This window comes from Moheibacter sediminis, assembly GCF_900176425.1.
Taxonomy (GTDB): domain Bacteria; phylum Bacteroidota; class Bacteroidia; order Flavobacteriales; family Weeksellaceae; genus Moheibacter; species Moheibacter sediminis.
Window position 1 is genome coordinate 276,621 of record NZ_FWXS01000004.1, and the last position, 24,702, is coordinate 301,322.

At 35.0% G+C, this 24,702-nt stretch carries 18 protein-coding genes and 1 tRNA gene; 14 read left to right on the forward strand and 5 right to left on the reverse strand.

Annotated elements, in window-relative coordinates; genetic code table 11:
- Window positions 1–8 precede the first annotated feature (8 nt).
- From B8977_RS08050 to B8977_RS08075, 6 genes are all read left to right on the forward strand, one after another.
- Window positions 9–1,004 carry an NAD-dependent epimerase/dehydratase family protein gene (locus tag B8977_RS08050; RefSeq protein ID WP_084017181.1) on the forward strand — a complete coding sequence of 332 codons (996 nt, stop codon included), beginning with the start codon at window positions 9–11 and terminating at the stop codon, window positions 1,002–1,004.
- A 220-nt stretch (window positions 1,005–1,224) separates the two neighbouring features.
- The gene (locus tag B8977_RS08055) at window positions 1,225–5,610 is read left to right on the forward strand and encodes a T9SS type A sorting domain-containing protein (RefSeq protein ID WP_084017182.1); all 4,386 of its coding nucleotides are present in this window, start codon (window positions 1,225–1,227) and stop codon (window positions 5,608–5,610) included.
- A 129-nt stretch (window positions 5,611–5,739) separates the two neighbouring features.
- Window positions 5,740–6,867 carry a glycosyltransferase family 4 protein gene (locus B8977_RS08060; protein ID WP_084017183.1) on the forward strand — a complete coding sequence of 376 codons (1,128 nt, stop codon included), beginning with the start codon at window positions 5,740–5,742 and terminating at the stop codon, window positions 6,865–6,867.
- Window positions 6,868–6,907: 40 nt separating this feature from the next.
- Window positions 6,908–7,687: a polysaccharide biosynthesis/export family protein gene (locus B8977_RS08065; RefSeq protein ID WP_245828491.1), complete on the forward strand. Its 780-nt coding sequence runs from the start codon at window positions 6,908–6,910 to the stop codon at window positions 7,685–7,687.
- A 22-nt stretch (window positions 7,688–7,709) separates the two neighbouring features.
- A complete protein-coding gene (locus tag B8977_RS08070) occupies window positions 7,710–10,223 on the forward strand; it encodes an exopolysaccharide transport family protein (protein WP_084017184.1) in 2,514 nt (837 codons plus the stop codon).
- Window positions 10,223–10,801, forward strand: a complete 579-nt coding sequence (locus B8977_RS08075; protein ID WP_084017185.1) for a sugar transferase — start codon at window positions 10,223–10,225, stop codon at window positions 10,799–10,801. Before B8977_RS08070 ends, B8977_RS08075 begins: the two co-directional genes overlap by 1 nt.
- A 220-nt stretch (window positions 10,802–11,021) precedes the next feature.
- Here B8977_RS08075 and B8977_RS08080 read toward each other — a convergent pair whose 3' ends face one another.
- Genes B8977_RS08080 through B8977_RS08090 form a run of 3 tightly spaced genes read right to left on the reverse strand, consistent with a single transcriptional unit; the run spans window position 11,022 to window position 13,763 of the window.
- Complete coding sequence (locus B8977_RS08080) at window positions 11,022–12,650, reverse strand: acyl-CoA carboxylase subunit beta (RefSeq protein ID WP_084017186.1); 1,629 nt, start codon at window positions 12,648–12,650, stop codon at window positions 11,022–11,024.
- Window positions 12,651–12,710: 60 nt separating this feature from the next.
- A complete protein-coding gene (locus B8977_RS08085) occupies window positions 12,711–13,292 on the reverse strand; it encodes an acyl carrier protein phosphodiesterase (RefSeq protein ID WP_084017187.1) in 582 nt (193 codons plus the stop codon).
- Window positions 13,293–13,322: 30 nt separating this feature from the next.
- Window positions 13,323–13,763 carry a helix-turn-helix domain-containing protein gene (locus tag B8977_RS08090; protein WP_084017188.1) on the reverse strand — a complete coding sequence of 147 codons (441 nt, stop codon included), beginning with the start codon at window positions 13,761–13,763 and terminating at the stop codon, window positions 13,323–13,325.
- 343 nt (window positions 13,764–14,106) lie between these two features.
- On the opposite strand from B8977_RS08090, the gene B8977_RS08095 reads away from it, so the two are divergent.
- Genes B8977_RS08095 through B8977_RS08105 form a run of 3 tightly spaced genes read left to right on the forward strand, consistent with a single transcriptional unit; the run spans window position 14,107 to window position 16,449 of the window.
- Window positions 14,107–15,264, forward strand: coding sequence for a M14 family zinc carboxypeptidase (locus tag B8977_RS08095; protein ID WP_084017189.1), 1,158 nt, complete (start codon window positions 14,107–14,109; stop codon window positions 15,262–15,264).
- A gap of 37 nt (window positions 15,265–15,301) precedes the next feature.
- Window positions 15,302–15,844 carry a thioredoxin family protein gene (locus B8977_RS08100; protein WP_084017190.1) on the forward strand — a complete coding sequence of 181 codons (543 nt, stop codon included), beginning with the start codon at window positions 15,302–15,304 and terminating at the stop codon, window positions 15,842–15,844.
- A complete protein-coding gene (locus B8977_RS08105) occupies window positions 15,841–16,449 on the forward strand; it encodes a DUF4230 domain-containing protein (RefSeq protein WP_245828493.1) in 609 nt (202 codons plus the stop codon). Before B8977_RS08100 ends, B8977_RS08105 begins: the two co-directional genes overlap by 4 nt.
- On the opposite strand, the gene B8977_RS08110 is transcribed toward B8977_RS08105, so the two are convergent.
- Window positions 16,442–18,028: an ABC transporter permease gene (locus B8977_RS08110; RefSeq protein WP_143736390.1), complete on the reverse strand. Its 1,587-nt coding sequence runs from the start codon at window positions 18,026–18,028 to the stop codon at window positions 16,442–16,444. The genes B8977_RS08105 and B8977_RS08110 overlap by 8 nt on opposite strands.
- A 1-nt stretch (window position 18,029) precedes the next feature.
- Complete coding sequence (gene rbfA / locus B8977_RS08115) at window positions 18,030–18,389, reverse strand: 30S ribosome-binding factor RbfA (RefSeq protein WP_084017192.1); 360 nt, start codon at window positions 18,387–18,389, stop codon at window positions 18,030–18,032.
- Window positions 18,390–18,483: 94 nt separating this feature from the next.
- On the opposite strand from rbfA, the gene mce reads away from it, so the two are divergent.
- The 5 genes from mce to B8977_RS08140 all read left to right on the forward strand — a co-directional run.
- Window positions 18,484–18,885 (forward strand): methylmalonyl-CoA epimerase, encoded by a 402-nt coding sequence (gene mce, locus B8977_RS08120; protein WP_084017193.1) that lies wholly within the window; start codon window positions 18,484–18,486, stop codon window positions 18,883–18,885.
- Window positions 18,886–18,953: 68 nt separating this feature from the next.
- Window positions 18,954–19,027, forward strand: a tRNA-Ile gene (locus B8977_RS08125).
- A 507-nt stretch (window positions 19,028–19,534) separates the two neighbouring features.
- The gene (locus B8977_RS08130) at window positions 19,535–20,866 is read left to right on the forward strand and encodes a helix-turn-helix domain-containing protein (protein ID WP_159447473.1); all 1,332 of its coding nucleotides are present in this window, start codon (window positions 19,535–19,537) and stop codon (window positions 20,864–20,866) included.
- Window positions 20,867–21,141: 275 nt separating this feature from the next.
- Complete coding sequence (locus tag B8977_RS08135) at window positions 21,142–22,953, forward strand: T9SS type A sorting domain-containing protein (RefSeq protein ID WP_084017195.1); 1,812 nt, start codon at window positions 21,142–21,144, stop codon at window positions 22,951–22,953.
- Between the two features lie 28 nt (window positions 22,954–22,981).
- On the forward strand, window positions 22,982–24,702 hold a 1,721-nt coding region (locus B8977_RS08140), incomplete at its 3' end, for an Ig-like domain-containing protein (RefSeq protein ID WP_185116602.1).

Genomic DNA, 24,702 nt, shown 5'->3' on the forward strand with positions numbered 1-24,702 from the left:
TTAAACTCATGAAAATAACAATCATCGGAGGATCAGGTTTTGTAGGTTCAAGGCTCATAGAAGAACTTAAAAAATCAGAAAATAACATCCTTACAAATATAGACAAGCAAAAAAGCCCCTTCTACAATAACATAACAACTATTGCCAATGTTTTGGACAAAGAAGCAATTTCTCAAAAATTAGCCGGACAAGACTTAGTTGTTCTTTTGGCTGCAGAGCATCGTGATGATGTTACTCCAAAAACTTTGTATTATGATGTCAACGTACAAGGTATGAAAAATGTATTGGAAGCGATGGATGACAATAACATAAGGCGAATTGTATTTACAAGTTCAGTAGCGGTTTATGGATTAAATAAAAAAAATCCTGATGAAAACCATACTGTCGATCCTTTTAATGAATATGGGATTACCAAATGGCAAGCCGAACAGGTTTTAGAAGAATGGCATAAAAATGATAGCTCCAAAAATGTAAATATTCTCAGACCGACGGTGATTTTTGGTGAGCGAAATCGTGGTAATGTTTACAATTTATTGAAGCAGATCAGTTCCGGAAAGTTTATGATGATCGGCAATGGAAACAATCAAAAATCGATGGCTTACGTAGGGAATATTGTAAGTTTTATGAAATTTCTAATTGAAAATAAATCTGTAGGTTATAATGTCTTTAATTATATCGACAAACCTGATTTTACCATGAATGAATTGGTATTGCACATCAGTAAAGTGTTGGATAAAAAAATACCCACTACAAAAATTCCATTAGCGCTAGGAATGCTTGGAGGATATGGCTTTGATATATTAGCAAAAATTTCAGGAAAGAAGCTAAGTGTCAGCAGCGTACGTGTAAAAAAGTTTTGTGCTACCACTCAGTTCGATGCAGGTAAAGTTTCAAAGACAGGATTTGTCCCTCCCTTTACACTTGGTGAAGGTTTAGAGAGAACTTTAACTTATGAATTTGTAGAAAAACGAACTGATGCCGATATTACTTTTATCACAGAGTAATTTATAATCCTTACTTATAATGTTTTGATTTTTTTGTGAATTATTCATTTAACTTCTATAATTTAAATGAATTGATTAAAGTTCAATAAACTATTATTTAATGTTTTAACTAAAATTTAATTTGTTACTTTTGTAATTGAAACAAACCTCAAGCCTGTTGTAAGTTTCTCACTATCACACTTATCTGATGATTTTGTATTAATGCCTCTTAACAGGTTATATGAGGGTTATCAGAGTTTTATTCTTAGTCATTTTCTTGATGACTGTCAGTTCGCAAGGGCAGTCCGTAGATTACACACGCGCGCCAAATAGTTACATTTTTGATATAAATTTTGCCCAACAAAATGGGAAAGGAGGCTTGATGATACCTGTAAAAAAGGCCTATGAAGTCTGGGCATCTAATGAGTATTTAACCCAAGATGGCATAAATATCCCAATTCCGCAAGGACAAGGATCAGCATCACTCTATTGGGAAGATGTCCCAGGTTTGATCCGTTCTGTAGAATTGGTAGGTGCGGGAGAAGCTTCCAAAATCAAAGTAATGATTGATCAGGCCAAGGGAAAAGGAAATGCTTTGGTAGCCTTCAAAATCGAAGGAGAAGTTTACTGGAGCTGGCATATTTGGATAACCGACGACCCTTCGGATGGAGTTGTTTATTCACAAGAATTTGAAACAGATATTGATCTCGTGCGGTTTGATCCAAAGTATATGGATAGAAATCTAGGGGCATTGAACAACCAATTTTTAGGAGACGACTGGCACAAATCAGCTGGACTTATGTACCAATGGGGTAGAAAAGATCCCTTTCCGACAATGGTTTATAAAGATTTTTCCTTTTATGAATTAAATGGAGAAGATATAGGCACTATGAGACACAAAGATGCAATCGACACTCCTACTTCTACGAAATTCAAAGATGATTTCCTAAGACCTTATGATGAAATTGAAAAAAATATCAGTTTTTCAGTCAGAAATCCTCTTACTTACATAAGCAATACAGATGATGATCCTTACACAGAGCCCAATGGAACAAACGGAACCTGGTTCTCTAAACAACAATACCGAAACGCCACTACAGCATGGGATTTGTGGGGAGATAATTACAGAGGAGATATGAGCAACGCGAGCAGTTCCAATACCACACTTGCAAATGACAGTAAGTCCTACGAACTCAAATCCCCTTATGATCCTTGTCCAAATGGCTGGAGAATTCCATCATTTTATGGGAGGATAACCTCTAATAATAACCATAGTCCGTGGGGAAGAAAAAATAGCGGAGGTAACGATGCGGCCAACCCTTTACACTCGTTTTTATATCCAAATACCTATAATCCGGTTTTAAATGGTGTAAAAGTATACATAGGATTGGGTATGGATTTTACAGAGGTTCCAAATAGAAATCTCGGAATCATGCCCATTGCCGGAAATATGGAATACTATCCCAATATAGTTTCTCCGACTTCTATTCCTCATACTGAATATCAAGATGAGGCAGCAGACGGAGCATTATGGTCAGCTACTTATGGACAGGGAGGAGCCAAAATGTATAAAATGATTGCTGATTTGTATAAAGATCCATTTAATGAAAATTCCCCTGCCAATGCCGTTTTTGCAACATCTTCTACGCGTCCGAAAGAAGGAAATGCTCTGCGTTGTATGCAAGATCCCAATATGCATAAAATAGGTTCTTTTGAAACGGAATATGTTGATGGTGATGTTGTTAATTATACCGAAGGAATTGATAATCCCAACAGTTACATTATCTCTTTAGGGCAATTAATTCAAACAATCCCCGTAAATAAAGCATTTGCTGTTTATAATCAATACTTGACAGATCATGAAATGCTGTCTGACAATGATTTGAAAGCAAATGTTTATTGGACAACTAATTCACAGTTAGTCAGTAAAGTATATTTGATACCCGATGATTCAGATCCTTCAGATATGAAAAAATCAAGCATTGTAGTAGAACTCAATCCGGAACAAACCGGAAATGCAGTTATTTCTTTACACAATGGCGACATTACCAATCCTGTAAATTGGAGCTGGCACATTTGGGTGCCACAAAGTCAAATTAATAAAATTACTTACACTACGGAAGAAATAATTCCCGCAAATTACAATTTTGTAAATTTAACCAATAGCAGAAACCCTCCGCTCACTACTACTTTTATGGATAGGAATTTAGGAGCAATTGAAGCTTTTCCTCACTCGGATGATCCAGACTTAGAAAGTAAGGCAGAAAGGTCAGGAGGTTTTTACTATCAGTGGGGACGAAAAGATCCTATACCAACATTTACAAATCCCGGAGCTGCTGTATATAATATATTCAAAGGTACAAGTGTGAATGCTCAGGGAGAAGTAACTTATGATGAATTAAATTTAGATTCCTATAATTCAGAATATACCTCAGATTATACAAATTACAGTTCCGTGGCAGGAGTTTCTGAAAGCGACAGAAAGTCAATCAAAATCAGTAAGATAATGAAGTTTTCATCTCAAAACCCAATGACCTATTTGTACCAGAATGGAGAAGGAATTAAAGATTGGTTGTCTGATGAATTGGGATATGGGCAGGAAAGGTGGGGCCATGGAACATCTAAATCTCCATTTGATCCTTGTCCGGCAGGTTGGCGTGTTCCAGACATGACTTTTGTTTTTACAGAATACAGAGGAAGCTCACCTTGGTTCAATGGGAAAAAATTAAGTTCTCAACAAGCAAATCCACACTTTTTAGGAAGTCATTATGGAGGCTCACCTGTAACTAACGGAAACATTACTTTAGGATGGATTTTTAATGATCCTTTGTACAATGTAGGAAACTATCCCGCAACCGGAATCCGTTCGGATGGAAATACCATCCAGGGAATTGGTTTCCAGACAGGAATTTGGACTGCATCAGTTTCCATGAGGCAGCAATCTAATGCATTTGCATTTAGAATTAGAAGAGAAACAAATGGAGATTATCGTGTAACCTCAGCTGGAAGTTTTTCTCCACAGAATGGGATGAATGTACGTTGTTCTGTTGATGAACCAAGATATACAGGGGAGCAAATTTGCCCTGGTACAACTTGGAATGGGTCAAACTGGAGCAATGGAATTCCGGATTTAAATAAGAAAGCAATCATCAATGGAACCCTTATTCTTTCATCGGATTTAGAAGCCTGTGAACTGGAAGTTATGAATAATGGTAATTTATTAATCCCCTCAGGATTTACATTTACAGTAAAAGGAATTGTAATTAACAATGCTTCTGCAGAAAGTTTCATTGTTTCCAGCGGAGCAAATTTAATTCAACAAGAAAATATTGAAAACATCGGACCGATTACAGTTCGACGTGACAACCAGCCATTCAAAAGATTAGATTATACTATGTGGTCTTCTCCGGTCTCCGGACAGCAACTGCAGGCTTTCTCTCCTATGACTTTGCCCAATCGCATAACAACTTATGAGGGTATTCTTTCTTATGTGGCAGTTCCTGATGTAACTGTAAATTTTTTAAAAGGAAAAGGATATATGTTCAGAGCCCCCAATAACTGGAGTGCTACTCCGGAGATATATTCAGGAGAGTTTAAAGGAGTTCCTTTTAATGGAGACATTATACTTCCAACACATCCTGAAAATCATACCTCAATCGGAAACCCTTACCCTTCCAATATAAGTGCTGATGCGCTTATGCTGGAAAATCCCGGAATATCTACTCTTTATTTTTGGACCAATGTCAATCCTGTTACAGGAGGAACTTACGCAGGAAATAATTATGCTACTTACACATTTTTAGGAGGCACTTCCTCTGGTGGAAATGTGATAGCGCCTAATGGGATAATCTCTGTAGGGCAAGGATTTTTAGTAGGAAGTTATTCTGCTGAAGTTATTTTTAGAAACCCAATGCGGGTTGATAATCAATCCATATTTTATAGAAACGAAGAACTTGAAAAACATAGGATGTGGCTGGATTTGAAAAATGAGGAAGAGTTTTATAACCAGATTATAATTGGTTATATGGACGGTGCCACCAATGGAATAGATAATCAGATAGACGGAAAGCATTTTGGATATCAAGGGTCGGCATTGTACAACCTAATCGGTGAAGAAAAATTTACGATACAAGGACGTGCTTTACCTTTTCAGATATCAGATGTGGTGAAATTAGGTTTTAAAGCAGTGGAGGCTGGCAGATTCACTATTTTACTTTCCAATTTTGACGGATTGTTTACCGAAGGAGAATTTATGATTTATGTGAAAGACAATGATTTAAATCTAATTCATAATCTGATGGAATCTTCTTACACTTTTGAATCTCCATCGGGTGAATTCACAGAAAGGTTTGAAATAGTTTATCAGGAAGAATCAACTATGGCAGCAGAAGATATTATGAATGGATATGTACAGATTTATACAAATAATAAAGATATAATCGTTGAGTCCAAAAATGAAAAAATAGTTTCTGTGGAATTATACGATTTGAATGGAAGGAAAATTAATTCAAATCAAAATTTAAATACAAATTTTCATGAAATTAAATCCAATTCAAACGGAATTTGGGTGGTGAAAGTTCAAACACAGAATTCAGAAATGATAGTGAAAAAAATAATAATTAAATAAAACTACCATTTCTCTAAATATAAAATCCATATAAATTTATTTGTTGTTTTTAAACAAATTTTTAACAATCTGATTTAATATGACAGAATGAATTATATTTGCTTTTAATCAACCATAGCCATACCAACGATGAAAAGTTTTAACTTAGAGTCAATAGCTAATTTATTGGGATTTTCTTCTTTGTACCTGAAAGTAGTGATTTCTTTCTTGGTAGCTTTTATTTTGGTTTATTCTGCAATACCTAAAATTATCCGTGTTTCTTACCGAAAACAATTAATGGATGTACCGGGAAGCCGAAGCTCACATTCTAAAAAAGTACCTACATTGGGAGGCGTTGCTATCTATTTCGCAATTACTGTGGTTACAGCCATTTTCTCAGCAGAGATGCTTCATAAAGATATTTTTTTCTCAGCAGCATTGGTAATGCTCTTTTTCATAGGGTTGATGGACGATTTGCTGATTGTAGCACCCAGAAAAAAACTTTATGCACAAGCCATAAGTGCTGTGATGATAATTGTAGGCTCAAACGTACGGATTCAGAGTCTTTTTGGATTAATGGGAATTTATGAACTTCCTTATCTGGTAAGCGTAATTTTGACGACGATCGTCTTCATTATAATGATTAATTCATACAATCTGATTGATGGAATTGACGGGTTGGCAGGAGGAGTAGGCGTTTTGATTTCGCTTTGTTTTGTATTTATATTTTTTCGATTATATGATTATTCAACAGGTTTTCTGGCAATCGCCATGCTAGGTTCACTACTCGCTTTTTTGAAATTTAACCTGTCTGACCAATATAAGATTTTTATGGGTGATACGGGCTCTATGGTCGTCGGATACCTGATTTCTTTCATGGCAATTAAATTTATCAATATATCTTCTGCAGAATGGATTTCAATCAGCAATGCACCCATCATAGCAGTAGCGATATTGATAGTTCCTATAATTGATACCATAAGTGTAATTATTATAAGAATTTCCCAAAAAAAATCTCCTTTTTCGGCAGATAAAAACCACATACACCACAGAGTTTTGAAGCTCGGTTTTTCACATATGGGAACTTCAGTAATAATATGTTTGTCTAATGTTTTAATTATAATTTTTGCCTATTTACTCAGACATTTAAATATAAATTTAATGTTGTTTTTGGTAATTGCAGCAGCACTCATTTTATCATACCTGCCTCTTGTATTGGTAGAACGTATGAGCAAACAGAAAGAAAATAAAGCCTTAATTAACAATTCAAACAAATAATCAAAAACACTATATTTGCCATTTAAAAAAATACAAAAACTTGAAACCTATCAAAATTTTAATTTACTTTTTATTCTTTAGTTCATTGGCTGTTTCCTGTATTCCATTAAAGGATGTCAAGTACATCCAGCCCGATTCAAGACTGAAACTCAATGAACATGGGATGATTGTTGAAAATCGCCCGCAATATCATCTCCAAAAAAATGACCAGATAAGCATTCGTATTTCTACCAGAAATCCAGAAATGTTAAGTATGTTTCAAGGATATACTTCCCAAGGGGGTGGAGCTGTTCAACAATCAGGCGGAATTAGAATACAGGAAGATGGAGCCATAGAGCTGCCTCGTTTGGGTAAAATTCATGTGGAAGGATTGATGTTGGAAGAGGCAAGAGAAAAAATTCAGACAGAATTTTATAAAATATTTAATCAAGAAGCAGCATATATTGAAGTAGTTATGCCCGGCATAAATTTTACAATAGTAGGAGAAGCTGCATCAGGAAACTATTTTATACCTCGATACGATTTTAACTTACTTGAAGCATTTGCAATGGCCGGGAATTTGTCAGATGTAGCAGACCGCAAAAACATACAAATCTTACGAACTACACCTGAAGGGTCTCATAGAGTACAGGTTGACATCACCCAAGAGTCGATTATGAACTCGGAATATTTTTGGCTGCAACCAAATGATGTAATCATTATAAATCCTAAAAGACAGAAACAGTGGGGTATTGGTCTAAACCCTATTCAAACCATTGCAACTGTATTTGGGGCTTTGACTACTGTTATAGGTATGTATTTCTTTTTCAAGAATTTATAATTAAACTGCTAAAAAAATAATTATGCAGGAGAATATTTCCCACGCCAAAACCAATAAGGAAAGTAGAAAAAAAAGTGCTTCCATTTTTGAAATAGATAGGTTTATACCTAGAATCATACGAAATTGGCTCCTTTATATATGTAGCCTTGTGATAGCAATCTTTTTTGCTATTTATTTAAACAATTGGCATTTAGACAAAGTTTACTCGGCAACGGCAAGCTTCCATGTTTCCAGTAATTCCGGATCCAATTCAAATTTCGGAACCAATAATTCAATCAACTTCATTTGGGGAGGAGCATCCAATAAAATAGATGTCCTCACCAACGTTCTACAATCCAGAACCCACTCATACGATGTAGCACAAGTTACCGGGGCATATGTAGCTTACGTAGAAGAAGGAACTATAAAAAAATCTAATTCCTATAGATTAAACTCTCCTTTTCAAATAGTTATTGATACAACACACAATCAGGTGATAAATGTTGAAATCGAGATAAAAGAGATAAATGATAATTCATTAGAGATAATCCCGATAAGTAATACTTCATATAATAATATATATAATTATTCGAAAGACTCTGTAATAGCAAAAAACAAAACCATAAAATTTCCTAAAAAAGCAAAATATGGTGAGTGGATTGAATCTGAAGATTACAGATTTAAAGTAGTAGAAGGCTTTAGGATGTTTTCCGAAGGAACTAAATACTCATTCCTATTAACAAACTTAGATGCAGCAACTAACAGAGTTAGAAGTGGTATAGTATTAAATCCTTCCACAAGAGGAAGTTCAATCATCAACATATCGAAAATATCATATACACAAAGTGAAGCAGTAGATATTGTTAACGCATCTCTCCTAATCTTGCAAAAACGAGAATTAAACGAAAAAAATCAAATCGCTTACAATACCCGCAATTATATAAAAAAACAGATGGGAATTGTGAAAGAAAAAGTAGACAGTTCTTATACAGATTATCAAAATCTTCAAAAAAGGGAGAATACGTATGATATGCCCGCTGATAAAGGAAATGTATTATCAAACATCCTTGATTTAGAAAAAGAAAAAGTAGGTTATCAAGAAAGAATTTCTGCTCTTAACTCTGTTAGTAATAATGTGAGGCAATCCGGAACAGATGGAATGATTTCTTTGGAAATTGCAGGACTCAATGAAGGTAATTTCGTAACCGAAGTAGGAGAATTAAAATCATTAGAAGAACAAAGAAAAGAAATGGTTCTCTTATACCAGCCCTCGGCAAGAGAAGTAAAAGAGCTAGACCAAAAGATTGGGGAGGCAAAAAATAGAATTCAAAATGCAATTAATTCAAACAGAGCCAAAATTGACAGAGAATTAGCCGACATCAATAGTAAATTATCACAATACGAAGGAGAAGCTTATAATCTACCCGAAAAGGAAAAAAAATTCTTAGATGCATCCAGAGGATATATAATAAATGATGCTTTATATGCTGAATTATTAGCAAAACTAAGTCAGGCTGAGTTATCAATAGCTTCAAATATTTCAGACATTACCGTTATTGACAATGCAAAAAATTTAGGACAAGGTCCTGTAGCACCTGATACTCGTTTTAATTACGTCGTAGCAATAGTTGTTGCACTCATCTTACCAACCGTTTATTTATTGGCAAGAGAATTATTTGACACAAAAATTAAAGGTGTTCCAGACATTGTAAGAAGAACCTCCATCCCATTAGTTGGAGCAATAGGTAATAACTCTGACTCAACCAATCCATTGGTAGTATTAGAAAGACCTAAATCGGGGATTTCTGAAGCATTCAGAGCAATACGAAGTAATCTTGCATTTCTTTATAAAAGAGGTAACACTTCACCAAATAAAACAATTGTTATTACATCATCGGTAGGTGGAGAAGGAAAAACATTCATGTCCATGAACATATCATCTGTCTTGGCATTGAGCGGAAAGAAAACTCTTCTGATTGGCACGGATATGCGCAAGCCAAAGATATTTGATGAATTTGGATTAGAGAATAAAAAAGGGCTCTCCAATTATTTATCAGGTAATGCTACCCTGGAAGAAGTTATTCAGAAAACACGTTTAGACTCTTTAGATGTTATTACGGGTGGCCCGATTCCGCCCAATCCATCTGAATTATTATTACAAGATACAATGGGCAAGATGCTGCAGGATTTAAAAAATGAGTACGATTTTATAATTCTTGACACACCTCCGGTAGCTTTGGTTTCAGATGCTTATGATTTGATGAGGTATGCCGATGCGACTCTTTACATCGCACGATTCGATTATACATACAGAGGACTTATCAAAAACATTTCCGATAAATATGACGAAGGAGAAGTTTCCAATATCGGTATCGTCCTAAACGACTTCCAAACCAAAGGAGGTTATGGATACGGCTACGGTTATGGTTATGGATACGGCTATGGCTATGGATACGGCTATGGATACGGTTATTTTGAAGAAGATGCAAATTATGACCCGAGCATCATAGGTAGAATTAAAAGAATAATCGATATCAGGAGATACCTCAAAAGGTAATGAGAATAACCAAATTTTTATTTGATTACTTAATTGCTATCCTAATTTTCCCATTGGTATTTCCGGTAATTATTTTATTAATTATCATTTCGACTATAGATACAGGTGAATTTGGATTATTTACTCAAAAAAGAGTAGGCAAGGAAGGAAAACTATTTTCCATCTATAAAATCCGTTCCATGAAAGGTACTTATGAATCTGACATAACTACGCTCACTTCTCACAAAATCACAACATTTGGAAAAATCATCCGAAACTATAAGCTCGACGAATTGCCCCAAATCTTAAATATTCTCCTCAATCAAATGAGCTTCGTAGGTCCACGGCCAGACGTTGTCGGTTACGCAGATGAATTAAAAGGCGAGGATAGAATTATCCTCACGCTAAAACCCGGGATCACAGGTCCTGCCCAACTCGCTTATAGAAACGAAGAGATTCTCCTTTCTGAGCAAGAAAATCCCATCCAGTACAATGACGAAACCATCTGGCCGGATAAAGTCAGAATCAACCTTGAATATATTTCAAGCTGGACTTTCAGAGGTGACCTTAAATATATTTGGAAAACCATTAAATTCTGAATTATATGGGTGCGTCCCCCGTCCGCCCTTTGGGCAGGCGTCCGGCGGTCGGGCTTTTCAGGGCTCCGCTTCGCTTCGGTGCTCCATCGCCTTACGCACCACTCCTTTCAGTCGCACCCTTACAATCCCTCGCACAAAAAAAGAGACAGCTATAAAACCAGTCTCTTATATTTAAAATTTATTGTTATCCCGAGCTTGTAGAGGGATCTAATTTAACCAATCAAGTCTGTATCACCCCCAAATTAAAAGGCTTCTCAATCGGTGCATGATTTGCAGCCTCGATTCCCATCGAAATCCATTTACGCGTATCCAATGGATTGATCACAGCATCTGTCCACAACCTTGAAGCAGCGTAATAAGGACTCGTCTGCTCATTGTATTTTTGCGTTATTTCATCCAATAGCTCAGCCTTTTTCTGCTCATCAATTTCTTCACCTTTCGCTTTCATCGAAGCTTCCTGTATCTGAAGCAAAACCTTAGCAGCCTGTTCGCCGCCCATTACCGCCAATTGTGCAGATGGCCAGGCAAAAATCAACCTTGGATCATAAGCCTTTCCGCACATCGCATAATTCCCTGCGCCATAACTATTTCCAACCACAACCGTAAACTTCGGAACGACAGAATTCGCAACTGCATTCACCATTTTCGCCCCATCTTTGATGATTCCACCATGTTCAGATTTCGAACCCACCATAAATCCCGTAACATCTTGTAAGAAAACCAATGGAATTTTTTTCTGATTACAATTCGCAATAAATCGTGTTGCTTTATCAGCCGAGTCCGAATAAATAACTCCTCCGAACTGCATCCCATCCTTTTTAGACTTCACGATTTTTCTTTGATTGGCCACAATTCCAACCGCCCAGCCGTCAATTCTCGCATAACAGCAAATCAACGTTTTACCATAATCTCCTTTGTACTCATCAAATTCAGAATTATCTACCAAACGTTTGATGATGTCGTACATATCATACTGCTCAGACCTTGTAGCAGGTAATATTCCGTAGATTTCCCTTTCGTCTTCTTTCGGCTTTGCAGACTCAATTCTGTTATAACCCGCCTTTTCATAATCGCCGATTTTACCCATGATAGATTTGATTCTATCCAAAGCATCTTCATCATTTTTGGCTTTGTAATCCGTCACACCCGAAACTTCACAATGCGTAGTCGCGCCGCCAAGCGTTTCATTGTCGATGTCTTCTCCGATAGCAGCTTTCACCAAATAACTTCCGGCAAGAAAGATAGAACCTGTTTTGTCAACAATCATCGCTTCATCGCTCATGATTGGAAGATAAGCACCACCCGCCACGCAGCTTCCCATCACCGCAGAAATTTGAGTGATTCCCATCGAACTCATGATAGCATTGTTTCTGAAAATTCTTCCGAAATGTTCTTTATCCGGAAAAATTTCGCTTTGCATTGGCAAATAAACGCCTGCACTATCTACTAAATAAATGATTGGAAGTCTGTTTTCCATCGCAATTTCCTGCGCACGCAAATTCTTTTTCCCAGAAATCGGAAACCAGGCACCCGCTTTTACAGTTGCGTCGTTGGCTACAACGATGCATTGCTTCCCTGAAACATAACCGATGGTTATCACAACGCCTGCACTCGGACATCCGCCTTCTTCTTCATACATTCCATATCCGGCAAAAGCACCGATTTCTATACTCGGTTTTCCTTTGTCCAAAAGATATTCAGTACGTTCACGCGCAGTGAGCTTTCCTTTTTCCTTGTATTTTTCGATGCGCTTTTTACCACCTCCAAGATATATTTCTGATAATTTTTTTCTTAAATCCGAAACCTGAAGCTTATTTTTATCTTCACGTTGGTTGAAAACTAAATCCATTCTTTCTATTTGTTTGTTGGCTAAAACTACAAAAATCAGATGAATTGTAAAATTTACTTTTTAAGAATTGATAAAGGTTTTGCAGTGGGAAATCATTTCAGGAAAGAATTCCATAAATTCAGATTCTAATTCTTCCTTATATAATATCATTTCTTCCACAGCGGTACTGATGTTGTTTTCGAACTTACTTCGCTGGCTGATTCCCTTCAGCGTCTGCTGAATTCCTTCGATGCTCGCATAATTCCCAAACCAATCATGTTTGAGCAAATGTTTCACCATGAATTTTAAGTCCGATGGGAATTCATCAAAATGTTTTCTGAATAAATCATAACACTTTGAAACAAATTCGGAGTAAGGTTCATCAGAAAATTTCTCCCAATTGGAAATCAAAATATAATCGTATAAAACATCTACAATCACGGGCGAATATTTCCCATATCGCTCATGGAATTTTTGCGTGCTTTTTTTTACCACATCGTGCTCATCTGTAAAAGTGTCGATGGTGCGGTGTAGTAAAATTCCTTTTTGTCGGTCTCCTTCAAAATTCTCAAAATCTTTTCCCCGAACAACTTCTCCATAAAGATTTCCAATTTGGATTTCCGGATTTTTAAAAGACAATAATTGGTGTGCTACAAAATTCATGAGTGAACTAAGATAATCAGAAATTTCAATTTAACCTTGATTCTGAGAAAAATCATCAAAGGTTCCGTCTTCATAAAAGAACACAATCTTCTTTATTTTTTTGGACGAATTGGAGACAGGCATTTCATTTTGTGAAATTATTTCTTGAGAGTTTTGGATTTCTTGTTCACTATTTTCAATTTCATCTATATCAAAAAGGGTAGGATGGAAGTTCACTGAATTTTCCATATTTTCATTTTCGGAAGAAATTTCTTCAAATTCTTCTTTTTTTTCTGTTCCGAAAACCAACCAATCTGTATCAATTTCAGGAAAAACTTTTTTGATTTTAATGAGAAATTCCAAGCTCGGTTTATTTCGTCCAGAAACAATGTGTGAAATTGCCGATCGCTGTACTTCAATTTTGTCTGCAAATTCGGAGGGTGTGAGTCCCGATTTTTCTAAAATTTCCAATATTCTTTTTGATGCTTCCATTTTACAAAAGTAAACATAAATTCACAATTTTAAACAGGTAATTTTGTCCGAATTAATACGACTATAATTTGAAGTAAATTAACATCAATAGTTTAGGTAGTTTGTCATAACTAACTGATTTTAATTAAAATGAATGATAGATATATATATTATTTTATAATTAAGCCATTATGTCATCAAAATTGAATTATTTAAATTTACAAAAGTAAATTACAAATGTAAATCAGAAATTATTCGAAATATTTTGAACGCAATTCACATAAGTAACCTGATTTTACATCTAAAAAATAAAAGTCTCTTAAATCGCTTTAAAATCAATTTTTAAAAACCGTAACTTCGTTTCATGGAATTATTGCAATTATTTGACTCAGATTACGAAAAAATCCGCGTCTCGGGATTTGAATCCAGATACTTACCTTTTTCTCAACTTAAAAACTATTTAGATGATAATTTTCCTGAAAAAATTTCTCTTGGAAAATCATTTTTAGGCAACGACATTTTTCATTTAAAAATCGGAACCGGAAATCGAAATATTTTGGCTTGGTCTCAAATGCATGGAAATGAATCTACCGGAACGCGTGCAATGTTTGATGTTTTAGAACTCCTGAAATTGGAAAATAATTGGTCTGAAACGATTTTAAAAACCTTTACCTTTCATTTTATTCCGATGTTAAATCCTGATGGTTCTACTTTATATACGCGTAGAAATGCTTCAGGAATTGATCTGAACCGTGATTTCACGCAGGAATCTTCTCCGGAAATTAAAATTTTAAAAGAATTCGTGAAAAATTACCAATTTGAATATCTATTTAACCTCCATGATCAAAGAACGATTTTTAATACGGAGAATTTACCACAAACCGCAACGCTTTCATTTTTAGCTCCTGCTGCTGATATTCAGCGTTCTATGACTGATACGAGACGAAACGTCATGTCGGTTATATCTTATATGAATACACATTTACAGAAATACATTCCGGGAAAAATCGGCAGATTTTCAGATGAATTTTATCCCAATTCGACGGGCGACAACTTCACTCAAATGGAAATTCCAACGATTTTGTTTGAAGCAGGACATTATCCCAATGATTACCAGCGAGATCACACCCGAAAGTACAATGCACTTGCGATTTTGTTGGCGTTGGATGCGATTCAGCAAAATAAAAATTTCGGTACGGAAGGTTATTTTGACATTCCGCAAAATGGAAAAATGTTTCTGGATGTGGTTTTGCGTAATGTTTTGGTAAAATCAAGCCATTCAGAATCACTTTTAGACATAGGAATTTATTTCCAAGAACAATTGAATACAAAAACGCATGAAATAGAATTTTGTGCTGTGATAGAGGAAATTGGTGATTTGAGCAATTATTTCGGTCATTTGGATTTAGATAAAAAAGGACAAATCTTTGTTGGTAAATCTACAATTTATCCTGTTTTTGAGGAGGTTGCAGATTTTTCAGTAGGAAATATCCATTTTGACAATGGCAAATTTATCTACTAAACAAAAAATTATATCTTTACTCATCAAAATTAAATAAATGAACAAAGCCTTAACCCTATTGATTTTTACTTTTATTCTTATGTCTTGCGAAGGTCCTTATATTTTCAACCGTGTAATTACTCAGAAAGACGGAACCAAAATGCTGTTTGGAGGAGTTGAAGAATCTGCTTTTCACAAAGAGCCGTTTTCTACTTGGTACTTAACTGAATACGATTCTTATAAGCCTAATAATGAAATGATTAAAGATTTCAAAGGCAAGCTGAGACGTTACCGTATCGAAGTTTTTATGGGAACTTGGTGTGAAGACAGCAAGCGAGAATATCCGCGTTTGATGAAAATTTTGAACGAAGCTAAATTTCCACAAAAAAGAATGGTTACTTATGCGGTCAATGAAAATAAAAGAAGCTTTTACGGTGAAGATCAGGGAAAAGACATTCGTTTTGTGCCTACAATCATTTTTTACAGAGGCGGAGACGAAGTTGGCAGAATTGTTGAATCTCCAGTTTCAGGTTCGTTGGAAGAAGATATTTTGATGATCGTCAACGAAATGCCTAATACACCAAATTACGCAGAAGATTGAAAAAATGGATTTATATAATTGGAGGGGTTCTGTTTGGGGTATTGCTTACTTATTTCATTATGAAGCAGTTTCAAACAGAAAATTCTACAAATGAATCTCATGTAATCGCTTATGAAATCCAAAAACTGAATAAGTTAATTGTTGCAGAACAAATGTTTTCAGACGTTTATTCGCACAAAAGCAGCCGTTCTCTTCCGGGACTTTCGGATTATTTTTCCTTTGATAAAAAAGTAATTCTATTAGTCAACGCTAAAGTTCAGGCGATTTATGATATGAAAAAACTGGAAGTTGAAGTGGATTCGGCCGATAAAATTATTCATATCAATAAAGTTCCGCCGGTTGAAATCCAGATTTATCCGGACGTTCAGTTTTATGATTTGGAACAGAGCAGATTTAATTCATTTGAAAAAGACGAATTAAATTCCATCAAAGACCGCGCAATCCAGCATATCGAAAAAACAATTGACAAACCCAAACTGGAACGGGAAGCACATGCGCAATTGATTGAAAATCTAGGTGAAATCTATAGAGTTGCAAAAGTTTATAATTGGAAAATTGAAGACAACACTCCTTACGCAAAGGAATTGGATTTGAAGTTTAACTAGGTAATTTTCTGGAAACCAAATAAGAAACCCCTCCTCCGATTGCTAAAACCGTCAAAATTACCACAAGAAAATTACTAACAGTGAATTCAAATGGAAAAGCCACAAATGGATTTGCCATCACCAGTCCAAATTGTTGTTGTAGAATTCCAATTATACTTCCTAGAACCAATCCAAATAAAATCGAAGAAACTGTTATCAATAAACCCGTCTGAAAGAATATCCTTTTGATATGTTCTTTAGGCATCCCAAAGCTCCACATAGATTTTATTTGTTTTTTCTTGTCAATGATGATGATGATGATTGCGCCGGCAAGATTGAATGATGCAATGGTGCTGACTAGTGTGAAAATCAGATAAATAATTAAATTTTCTACATTCATTACTTTTATAAATGTAGCATCCAGATCTTGTCTTGTTTGTACCACTACTGAATTCCCTAAATTGCTTTGCAATGTTTTTTTGAGAGAATTCAAAGAAGTATTTGGTTTCGCTTTGATTTCCAAAGAGTAAGCAGAATTTTTAGGCAATTGCAACAGATTCTGCGTCAATTCGATCGGTGAAAATATGTATTTATCATATTGGTCATTGATGAAGACAACTCCCACAGAAGTGGCTACAGCAGAATTAAAAGCTTCATCTGCATTGGTAATCAAGCCAGTTCCCGGCTTTGGCATTGATAATTTAGCGCCATATCGCAAATCCGTGTACATCTGCAGTCTTCTGGCAACACCGTCCGAAGTCAAAATCTGATTAGGTGTTGAAAAATCGAGGTAACTTCCGCCTACTACAGTGGTATCAATTCTTACAACATTTGTGTAATTTTCATCAATCCCTTTGATGTATGCGATGTCTTGTTTGTCTTCGTATTCGATTGAAACCTTTTCCTCAATTACTTTAGAATAAGCTACGATTTGAGGATTTGATTCCAATTTTTGAATCATTTCATCTAAATTGGGAATGGTTTTTCCTTTTGCAGGCGAAATTTTCAAATCAGGATTTACATTACTGAAAAATTGAATGTTCATTTTTTCCAATCCCGAAAAGACTGAAAGAATGATAAAGAGTGCGCAAGTTGCTATCGTTATGGCAAATACGGCGATCGATGTAATTATATTTACACCTGTGATTTTTCTTTTAGCAAAAACAAATGAAAGAATTGCAAAAATGATAGAAAGCAATCCCGTAGATAATAAAATTAATGATAAAAAGCTGAGTAAATTGGAAGAAGAAGTATTTAAATAAGTCACCAAACCTGCTCCCGAAATTGAAATCAATGAAATGATAAAAGCAATCAGCAGTTTTGAATTTTTTGAAACTCTCTTCAGTAATTTATTGAAAATAAGGTAAATAATAGTTGTCTGTAAAATGGTGTAAACCGTACTTAAACTGTATAGAATAAATTGATTGATGCCTGTAACAGGTTCATTTCCAAAAACTAATGACTGGAAAATCTCTGTAGAAACATTGCCGATGTAAATAAAAGTTCCAATCAAAAAAGCACTTATCACAATTAAAACCATACTTATGATTAAAGTATGGGAATTGTAACGCCGGGCTATGTAGAGTGAAACATTTTTCATTTTACAAGATAGGATTGTCGCCTTTGCCGCTCAGTGCACGGTCAATCCTTTCCATTTCGTCCAAAGTATTGTCTAGATAAAATAATAATTCAGGTGTGATACGCATCGTTTTGGCAGCAGTTTTTGCTAATTGAGAACGATAAGTTGGTGCTTTCAATTTCAATGCTTTGATAATTAAATCCTTATTGGTAACCGGAAAGATGCTTATGTAAACTTTTGCAATAGACAAATCTGGCGAAACTTTGACTTCACTCACGCTGATCAAACTTCCGGGATATAATTCTTTGGCTTCTTTGCGGAAAATTTCAGATAATTCTTCCTGAAAAACGGTTGATACCTTTTTTTGTCTGTTGCTGTCCATTTGGCAAAATTACGAATTAGGAATTACAAAATACGAGTTTTTCTACGATTACAAATGATTAATTCAATGAAGTAATTTTTTTAACTTCGCATTTATGATGAAAATAGAACACATCGGCATTGCCGTAAAAGATTTGAATGTATCTAATGATTTGATGCATAAACTACTCGGAAAACCAGCATATAAAGAAGAAACAGTAGAAGGCGAATCGGTGAAAACTTCTTTTTTTGAAATTGGAGAAAGTAAAATTGAACTGCTTGAAGCGATGAATTTCGACAGTGCAATTGCAAAATATTTAGATAAAAATAGAGAAGGAATTCATCATATTGCATTTGCGGTCGATGATATGGAAACCGAAATTCAACGTCTTAAAAATGAGGGATTTCAATTCATAAATGAAATTCCCAAGAAAGGAGCCGATAATAAAATGGTTGTGTTTTTACATCCGAAATCGACCAATGGTGTGTTAGTAGAATTGTGTTCAGAGCGAAAATAGTTTTGTAGAATTCATTTGTTTGTTGTAAAATTGCAGTCCTAAAAACGAACAAATGTTTATTTTTAGAAGGCCCTATAACTCAGCTGGTTAGAGTAGCTGACTCATAATCAGCAAGTCCTTGGTTCGAGCCCAAGTGGGGCCACTCTTATTATCAAGCACTTACAAATAAAGTAAGTGCTTTTTTATTTTCAAGTACAACATAAGTACAACACCTGTTGTGATTTTCAAAGATGCTCAATCTTTCTTTTGCATGTGAATTTTCTTTAATTATTTTTATTCAATTTCTTGATATTCAGATTTAAATGTATGTTGTCACTTTCCAATCTATGCTTTTTTTTCGTCAATTATTTCTAATGTGAAGATGGAAGAATTTTATAGAAATAAAAAGTCCAAAATAAATTCTATTTGTTCTTTTCTTCCATATTTGCTAGTTAAAATCCCTTGATTGTATAAAATCGAGGGATTTTTTGTTTTTGTTATTTCATTTTCTTAAATGATGTACTTTTACAAGAATGTTTATTTGATGATGAAACTTAAATATTTATTGCTCCTTCTTCTATTCTATTGCCTTAATTTCAACACTTTTGCGCAATTTCAAGATTCGAAAAATCTAAGTTTAGATGAAAAAATTGTCATAAATCATGATTTAATGATGACAGAGCCGGAGAGAGCATTTAATCAATTTGAAGAATTAGAAGACCAGGCAATCAAAGAAGAAAATAGAGAAGCTGAGCTTTCTATTCTTTCCAGAAAGACTTGGTTTTATGTAAGAAAAACGGATTTGAAAAAAGCAATCAAATCTGCTCAGGATTTACAATCAAAAGCTGAATTTTACAATAGTTTACATTGGGAGGCTACTGCTCATGGGCATTTGCTGGAGATTTATTCAATTAGTAATTTACCTGAACAAGCCATTGAAGAATTTGAGAAAACAATCAATCTATTGAACCAATCAGACAAATCAGGGGATGATCTTAACAATTCCAAAGCTATTACACATATAAAAGTTGCGACTGTTTATTCGGGTGAAGGGAATTTTGGAATGGCAAAAAAAATGCTGATAAAAGCTGATAAATACATAAGTGAAATCAAAAACAATGAGCGCAGGAGAAAAATTCGGTTTATGAATTTCTCTAATCTGGGCGTTGTAAATATGGAGTTGAATTTGTATGATTCTGCGGAATATTTTGTTCAGAAATCGCTTCTTTTAAACAATGGAAAAGAGGATGAATTCAGTCTCAATCAATTCAGGAATTATGTCTTGCTGGGCCAGATCAACAATAAATCAAAAAGTCACCTTGAAGCGTATCAATATTTAAAACATGCTGAAGGCATGGCGCCTAGATTAACTGCGAGTTTGATGGAGAAGGATGTGCTTTATGAAGAATTGGCGATTGCATATCAAGCTTTGGACAGTATTGCGCAAGCGGCAATTTATTTCAATAAAAATAAGGATATAAAAATTGAGCTTGAAAAAAGCAAAAACAGTTCGCTTCATAAAATTATAAAGGATGAATTGCTTAAAGAAAAAAATTATTCTGTTTACATATTGATTGGCGCCTCCATTTTGTTGATTATCAGTTCATTTTTTATATTTAAATTGTACAGGAAAAATAAATTTCTCGAGAAGCAAGAAAAAGAAGGTGAAGTATTTTTAAAGCAAAATCCTTCCATTCAATCCATCGATGTAGAATCTTTTTTGCGTTTGACGGAATTGGCAGGAAAAGATGAACAAGCTTTTAATGTGGCTTTTCATGCACAGTTTCCTGATTTTTACGAAAAATTACTTGCTGTAAATCCAAAATTGGTAGAATCTGAAATCAAATTTTGTACCTTTCTAAAACTCAAATTGTCCACAAAAGAAATCGCGCAGATTCAAAATATCGAGCCGGCAACCGTAAAAAATAAAAAAAACAGGATTCGCAAAAGACTCAATATTCCTCCAGATGTTGAACTTTATTATTTCTTCAATAAATTTTAAATTCAGACAAATAGTATTTCTAAATAAAAGTATCTGTTTTGTCAATATTTCATATCAAAGTAAATTCAAATCATTGAAATTCAATCATTCACTCTTTGTTGTACTTCCGTTATGCTCATGTTGTGATTGCTAAATCATAGCCGTTGTGCCTCTGTTGTACCCTCATTTAATATGGTTTTCGTGTGAAGAAAGATAAATTTGTCAAAGGACAATTAATGATGGAATAATCATTCATCAGACTTTCAAAAAAAAATTTAAAAGTAAACTTTTGACACATGGTAAAACAACGACTTCATTTTATTTTACTCATTCTTCCATTTATTTTGACCGGGCAAATCAATTTAAATAATGCATTTCCAGAACAGCAAACTATTCCTTTCTATAAATCTTCAAATTATTTAAATGAAGCAACTTCAAATCAATACTCAGTAAATGAAGATTGTTCTCAAGAATTTTCAGCAGGTTACCATGAAGCGATTTGGATAGGTTACAATTGGATGGTTGCAAATGACATTACTGTCGATTCCAACACGCAAATGACGGTTCAGAAATTAGAATTTGAAGTAATTACGATAGAAGGATTGCCTACTACTTTTAATATTGATTTTTATTATGACAATTCTGGCAGCGGTCCTGCATCTCAATTAGGGGAAAGTTTGACAGACATCACTCCCGTGAGCATCACACCAAACGGAACTTGGGGGCAGGCGGGATATGCCATTTACAAAGTCGTTTTAGAGCTTCCAAATGCTCCGGTTTTACAAGCTGCTTCAACCGTAAATAAAAAATATTGGATAGGTATTTCTGCCGCGCCTACCACAGAAGGGTCATTTTATATTTACCTTGCCTCTTCTTTGTATGAGCAAAATAGTGTTTCAAATCCGACATGGATTTCGGACAGTTCAGTGTGGATTCAATATACAAATGCCGGAAGTAAAGCTGAAGGAATTATAAAATTTTCGGGAGAATGTGAACCGTTGCAAGGATGTACAGATGCACCTAACGGACAATTTCCATCTGAAGTTTTCATTCCGGACTGTAACGGATTTAGTCAATCCATAACTCCTGAAAATTCAGCATTGACGGGACAATACTCAGAGGTACAAGTAACAAATGGGAAGAAATATATTTTTTCGAGCTCAGAACCCACAGATTTCATCACAATTGCTTCGGAAGACGGAACCACTTTGGCTGTGGGCTATGGGTTTGTTAGTTGGACTGCCAATTTTGAAGGGAAAATAAAATTTTATACACATTTGGACAATGCTTGTACTTCTTCAGAAAATGAATACAGAGAAAGAAGAGTACAATGCGGCATTCCAGATTGTGACCACCAAAAAGTCATTTCCCATAATTTTCAAAACGGAAGTATTTTGGGTGGAATCATGGCTCAGGATTTGGCTTTTGATATTCCGGTAACAGAAACAGGTTTTCATTTATTTGGGATTGAATTAAATCTTATCCAAAATAGCATTAATGGAGACAACATAACTTTTAACGTGAATTTATTCAATGAAATCAATGGTGTTCCGGGCAGTTCTTTGGCAAGTCCAGCGGTAAGCATTTATGAAAAGGAATTGTTGGGTACTGTTTTTTTCAACTCGACCAATTTTGATATTTACAGATATGTTTTAAAATTTGAAAATTCTGTAGAATTAAATGCTGATGCCTGGGCACAAATCGGGATTGCAGGAGGGATTGGTGAAATATATTGGGAATCTAATCCAAACACCATACTAGGTTCAGGAATCGCTTTGCGAAATCTTGGAACCGGATTCAATTGGGCGATTAATCCTGCTAGTGATTTGGTTTACAGTTTAATATGTGAAGAAACTTTAGATGTGAAAAACAATGATTTGTTTGCATTCTCTTATTATCCAAATCCCGTAAATGATAAATTAATCATAACATCAGAAAAGCAAATAAATACTATAGATGTCTATACCTTGTCAGGTCAATCTGTTTTGAACAATTTAAAATTGATTAATGGAGAATTAAATCTGCAAACACTTGCATCGGGAATCTATTTATGTCGTGTAGAATTGGAGGGAAGACAAATTGAAACTTTCAAAATATTGAAGAAATAATAAAAATTAACATTAAATATTTAACAGAATGAGGAAACATTTATTTTATCTATTACTATTCCTGCCATTTTTAGGATTGGCTCAGGAATGGAACGAAGTGATAAAACTTGAAAAGGAAAATAGGCAAACCTATGATTACTTTGGAAATCAGGTAGCTATAAGCGGAGATTATGCAGTAGTAGGAATGATGAATTTATATTCCGATGCTCAGGAGGGCGAGTCATTCAGTACAAGAGGAGCTGCAAATGTTTATAAATGGGACGGGGAGAATTGGGTTTTTCAGCAAAAATTGGTTGCATCTGATGCTGCACAAGATGATTATTTTGGTTATTCAGGTAAAGGAGGTGGAAATGCTGATGAAAAAGTGGTGGCAATTGATGGAGAATACATAGTTGTTTCAGCTTTTATGGAAGATGAAGACGAAAACGGAGACAATACTATAAATGGTTCCGGTTCTGCTTATATTTTTAAATTAGAAGGAGATACTTGGGTTGAAAAACAAAAGATTGTAGCCTCTGACCGTTCTCAATATGCAAGCTTTGGAAGCAGTTTGGCCATTAATGGCGAATCTTTGTTAATTGGTTCAAAAGGTTCCAGTTCGGCTTATGTATTTCAATTAGAAAATGAAATTTGGACAGAGAAACAAAAAATGACAATGCCTTTAGACGATGATGGAGTCTATACTTCAGAATTTGGAAAAAGTACAGCTATAGATGGAAACCAGATTTTAATAGGCGCAAATCAAACTTATGAATCCATGATCAATGTGGGGGTAGTTTATGTTTATCAAAAAAATGGTGAGCTTTGGGAGATTCAACAAACTTTATCTGCTCCAACAAGATTTAGCGGTGCATATTTTGGATGCAGTATTGCTGTAAGCGGAGATTATTTGGTAGTGGGTGCGTTTTACGAAGACGATCAAGGAGTTGAAAATTTCGGTCCTGGTGCTGCCTATATTTTCAAAAAAAATGAAACCAACTGGGAATTTCATCAAAAAATTGTAGCATGGGATGGTAGAGCCGTTTCAGATCAATTCGGAATCAGTGTATCAATTGACGGAGAGAACCTACTTGTAGGTGCTTGGGGAGAAGATGAAGATGAAAATGGTGAAAATACAATAGACTGGGCAGGTTCCGCATATTTGTTTAAACTAGAAGAAGGAAATTGGATTTCCAATCAAAAAATTGTTGCTTCCGATAGAAATTCATCTTCAAGTTTTGGAGGAAGTGTGGCGCTTCGCGGAAATCGTTTTATAATAGGAGCAGAGTCTGAATTTGAAGGAGAATTTCAATATGCAGCAGGATCTTCTTATATTTTTCAAATGGATTGTCCATTATTGAATCCGGAAGTAAGTCCTTTAGAGTCAATTTGTTCAGGAGAATCAACTTCTATTACAGTAAATTCAGAATCCGAATTAACCAATTGGTATGATTCGGCAGATGCAGAAACACCGATCTTCACAGGAACAACATTCCAAACACCGATACTTACAGAAACAACTTCTTATTGGGTGACCATATCTACAGAGTTTTGTGTTTCAGAATTGACAGAAGTAATTGTAAATGTCAATCCATTACCGTTATTAGAAACTGAAACGACTTATACTATCTGTTCCGGAAACGAAGCTAGTTTGTACGCAAGCTCACCGAGCAATGTGATTTTCTGGTATGCAAATGAAGACGATACCGAATATTTATACCACGGAAATCTTTTTGTAACCGAAGTTTTAACAGAAAATACAACTTATTG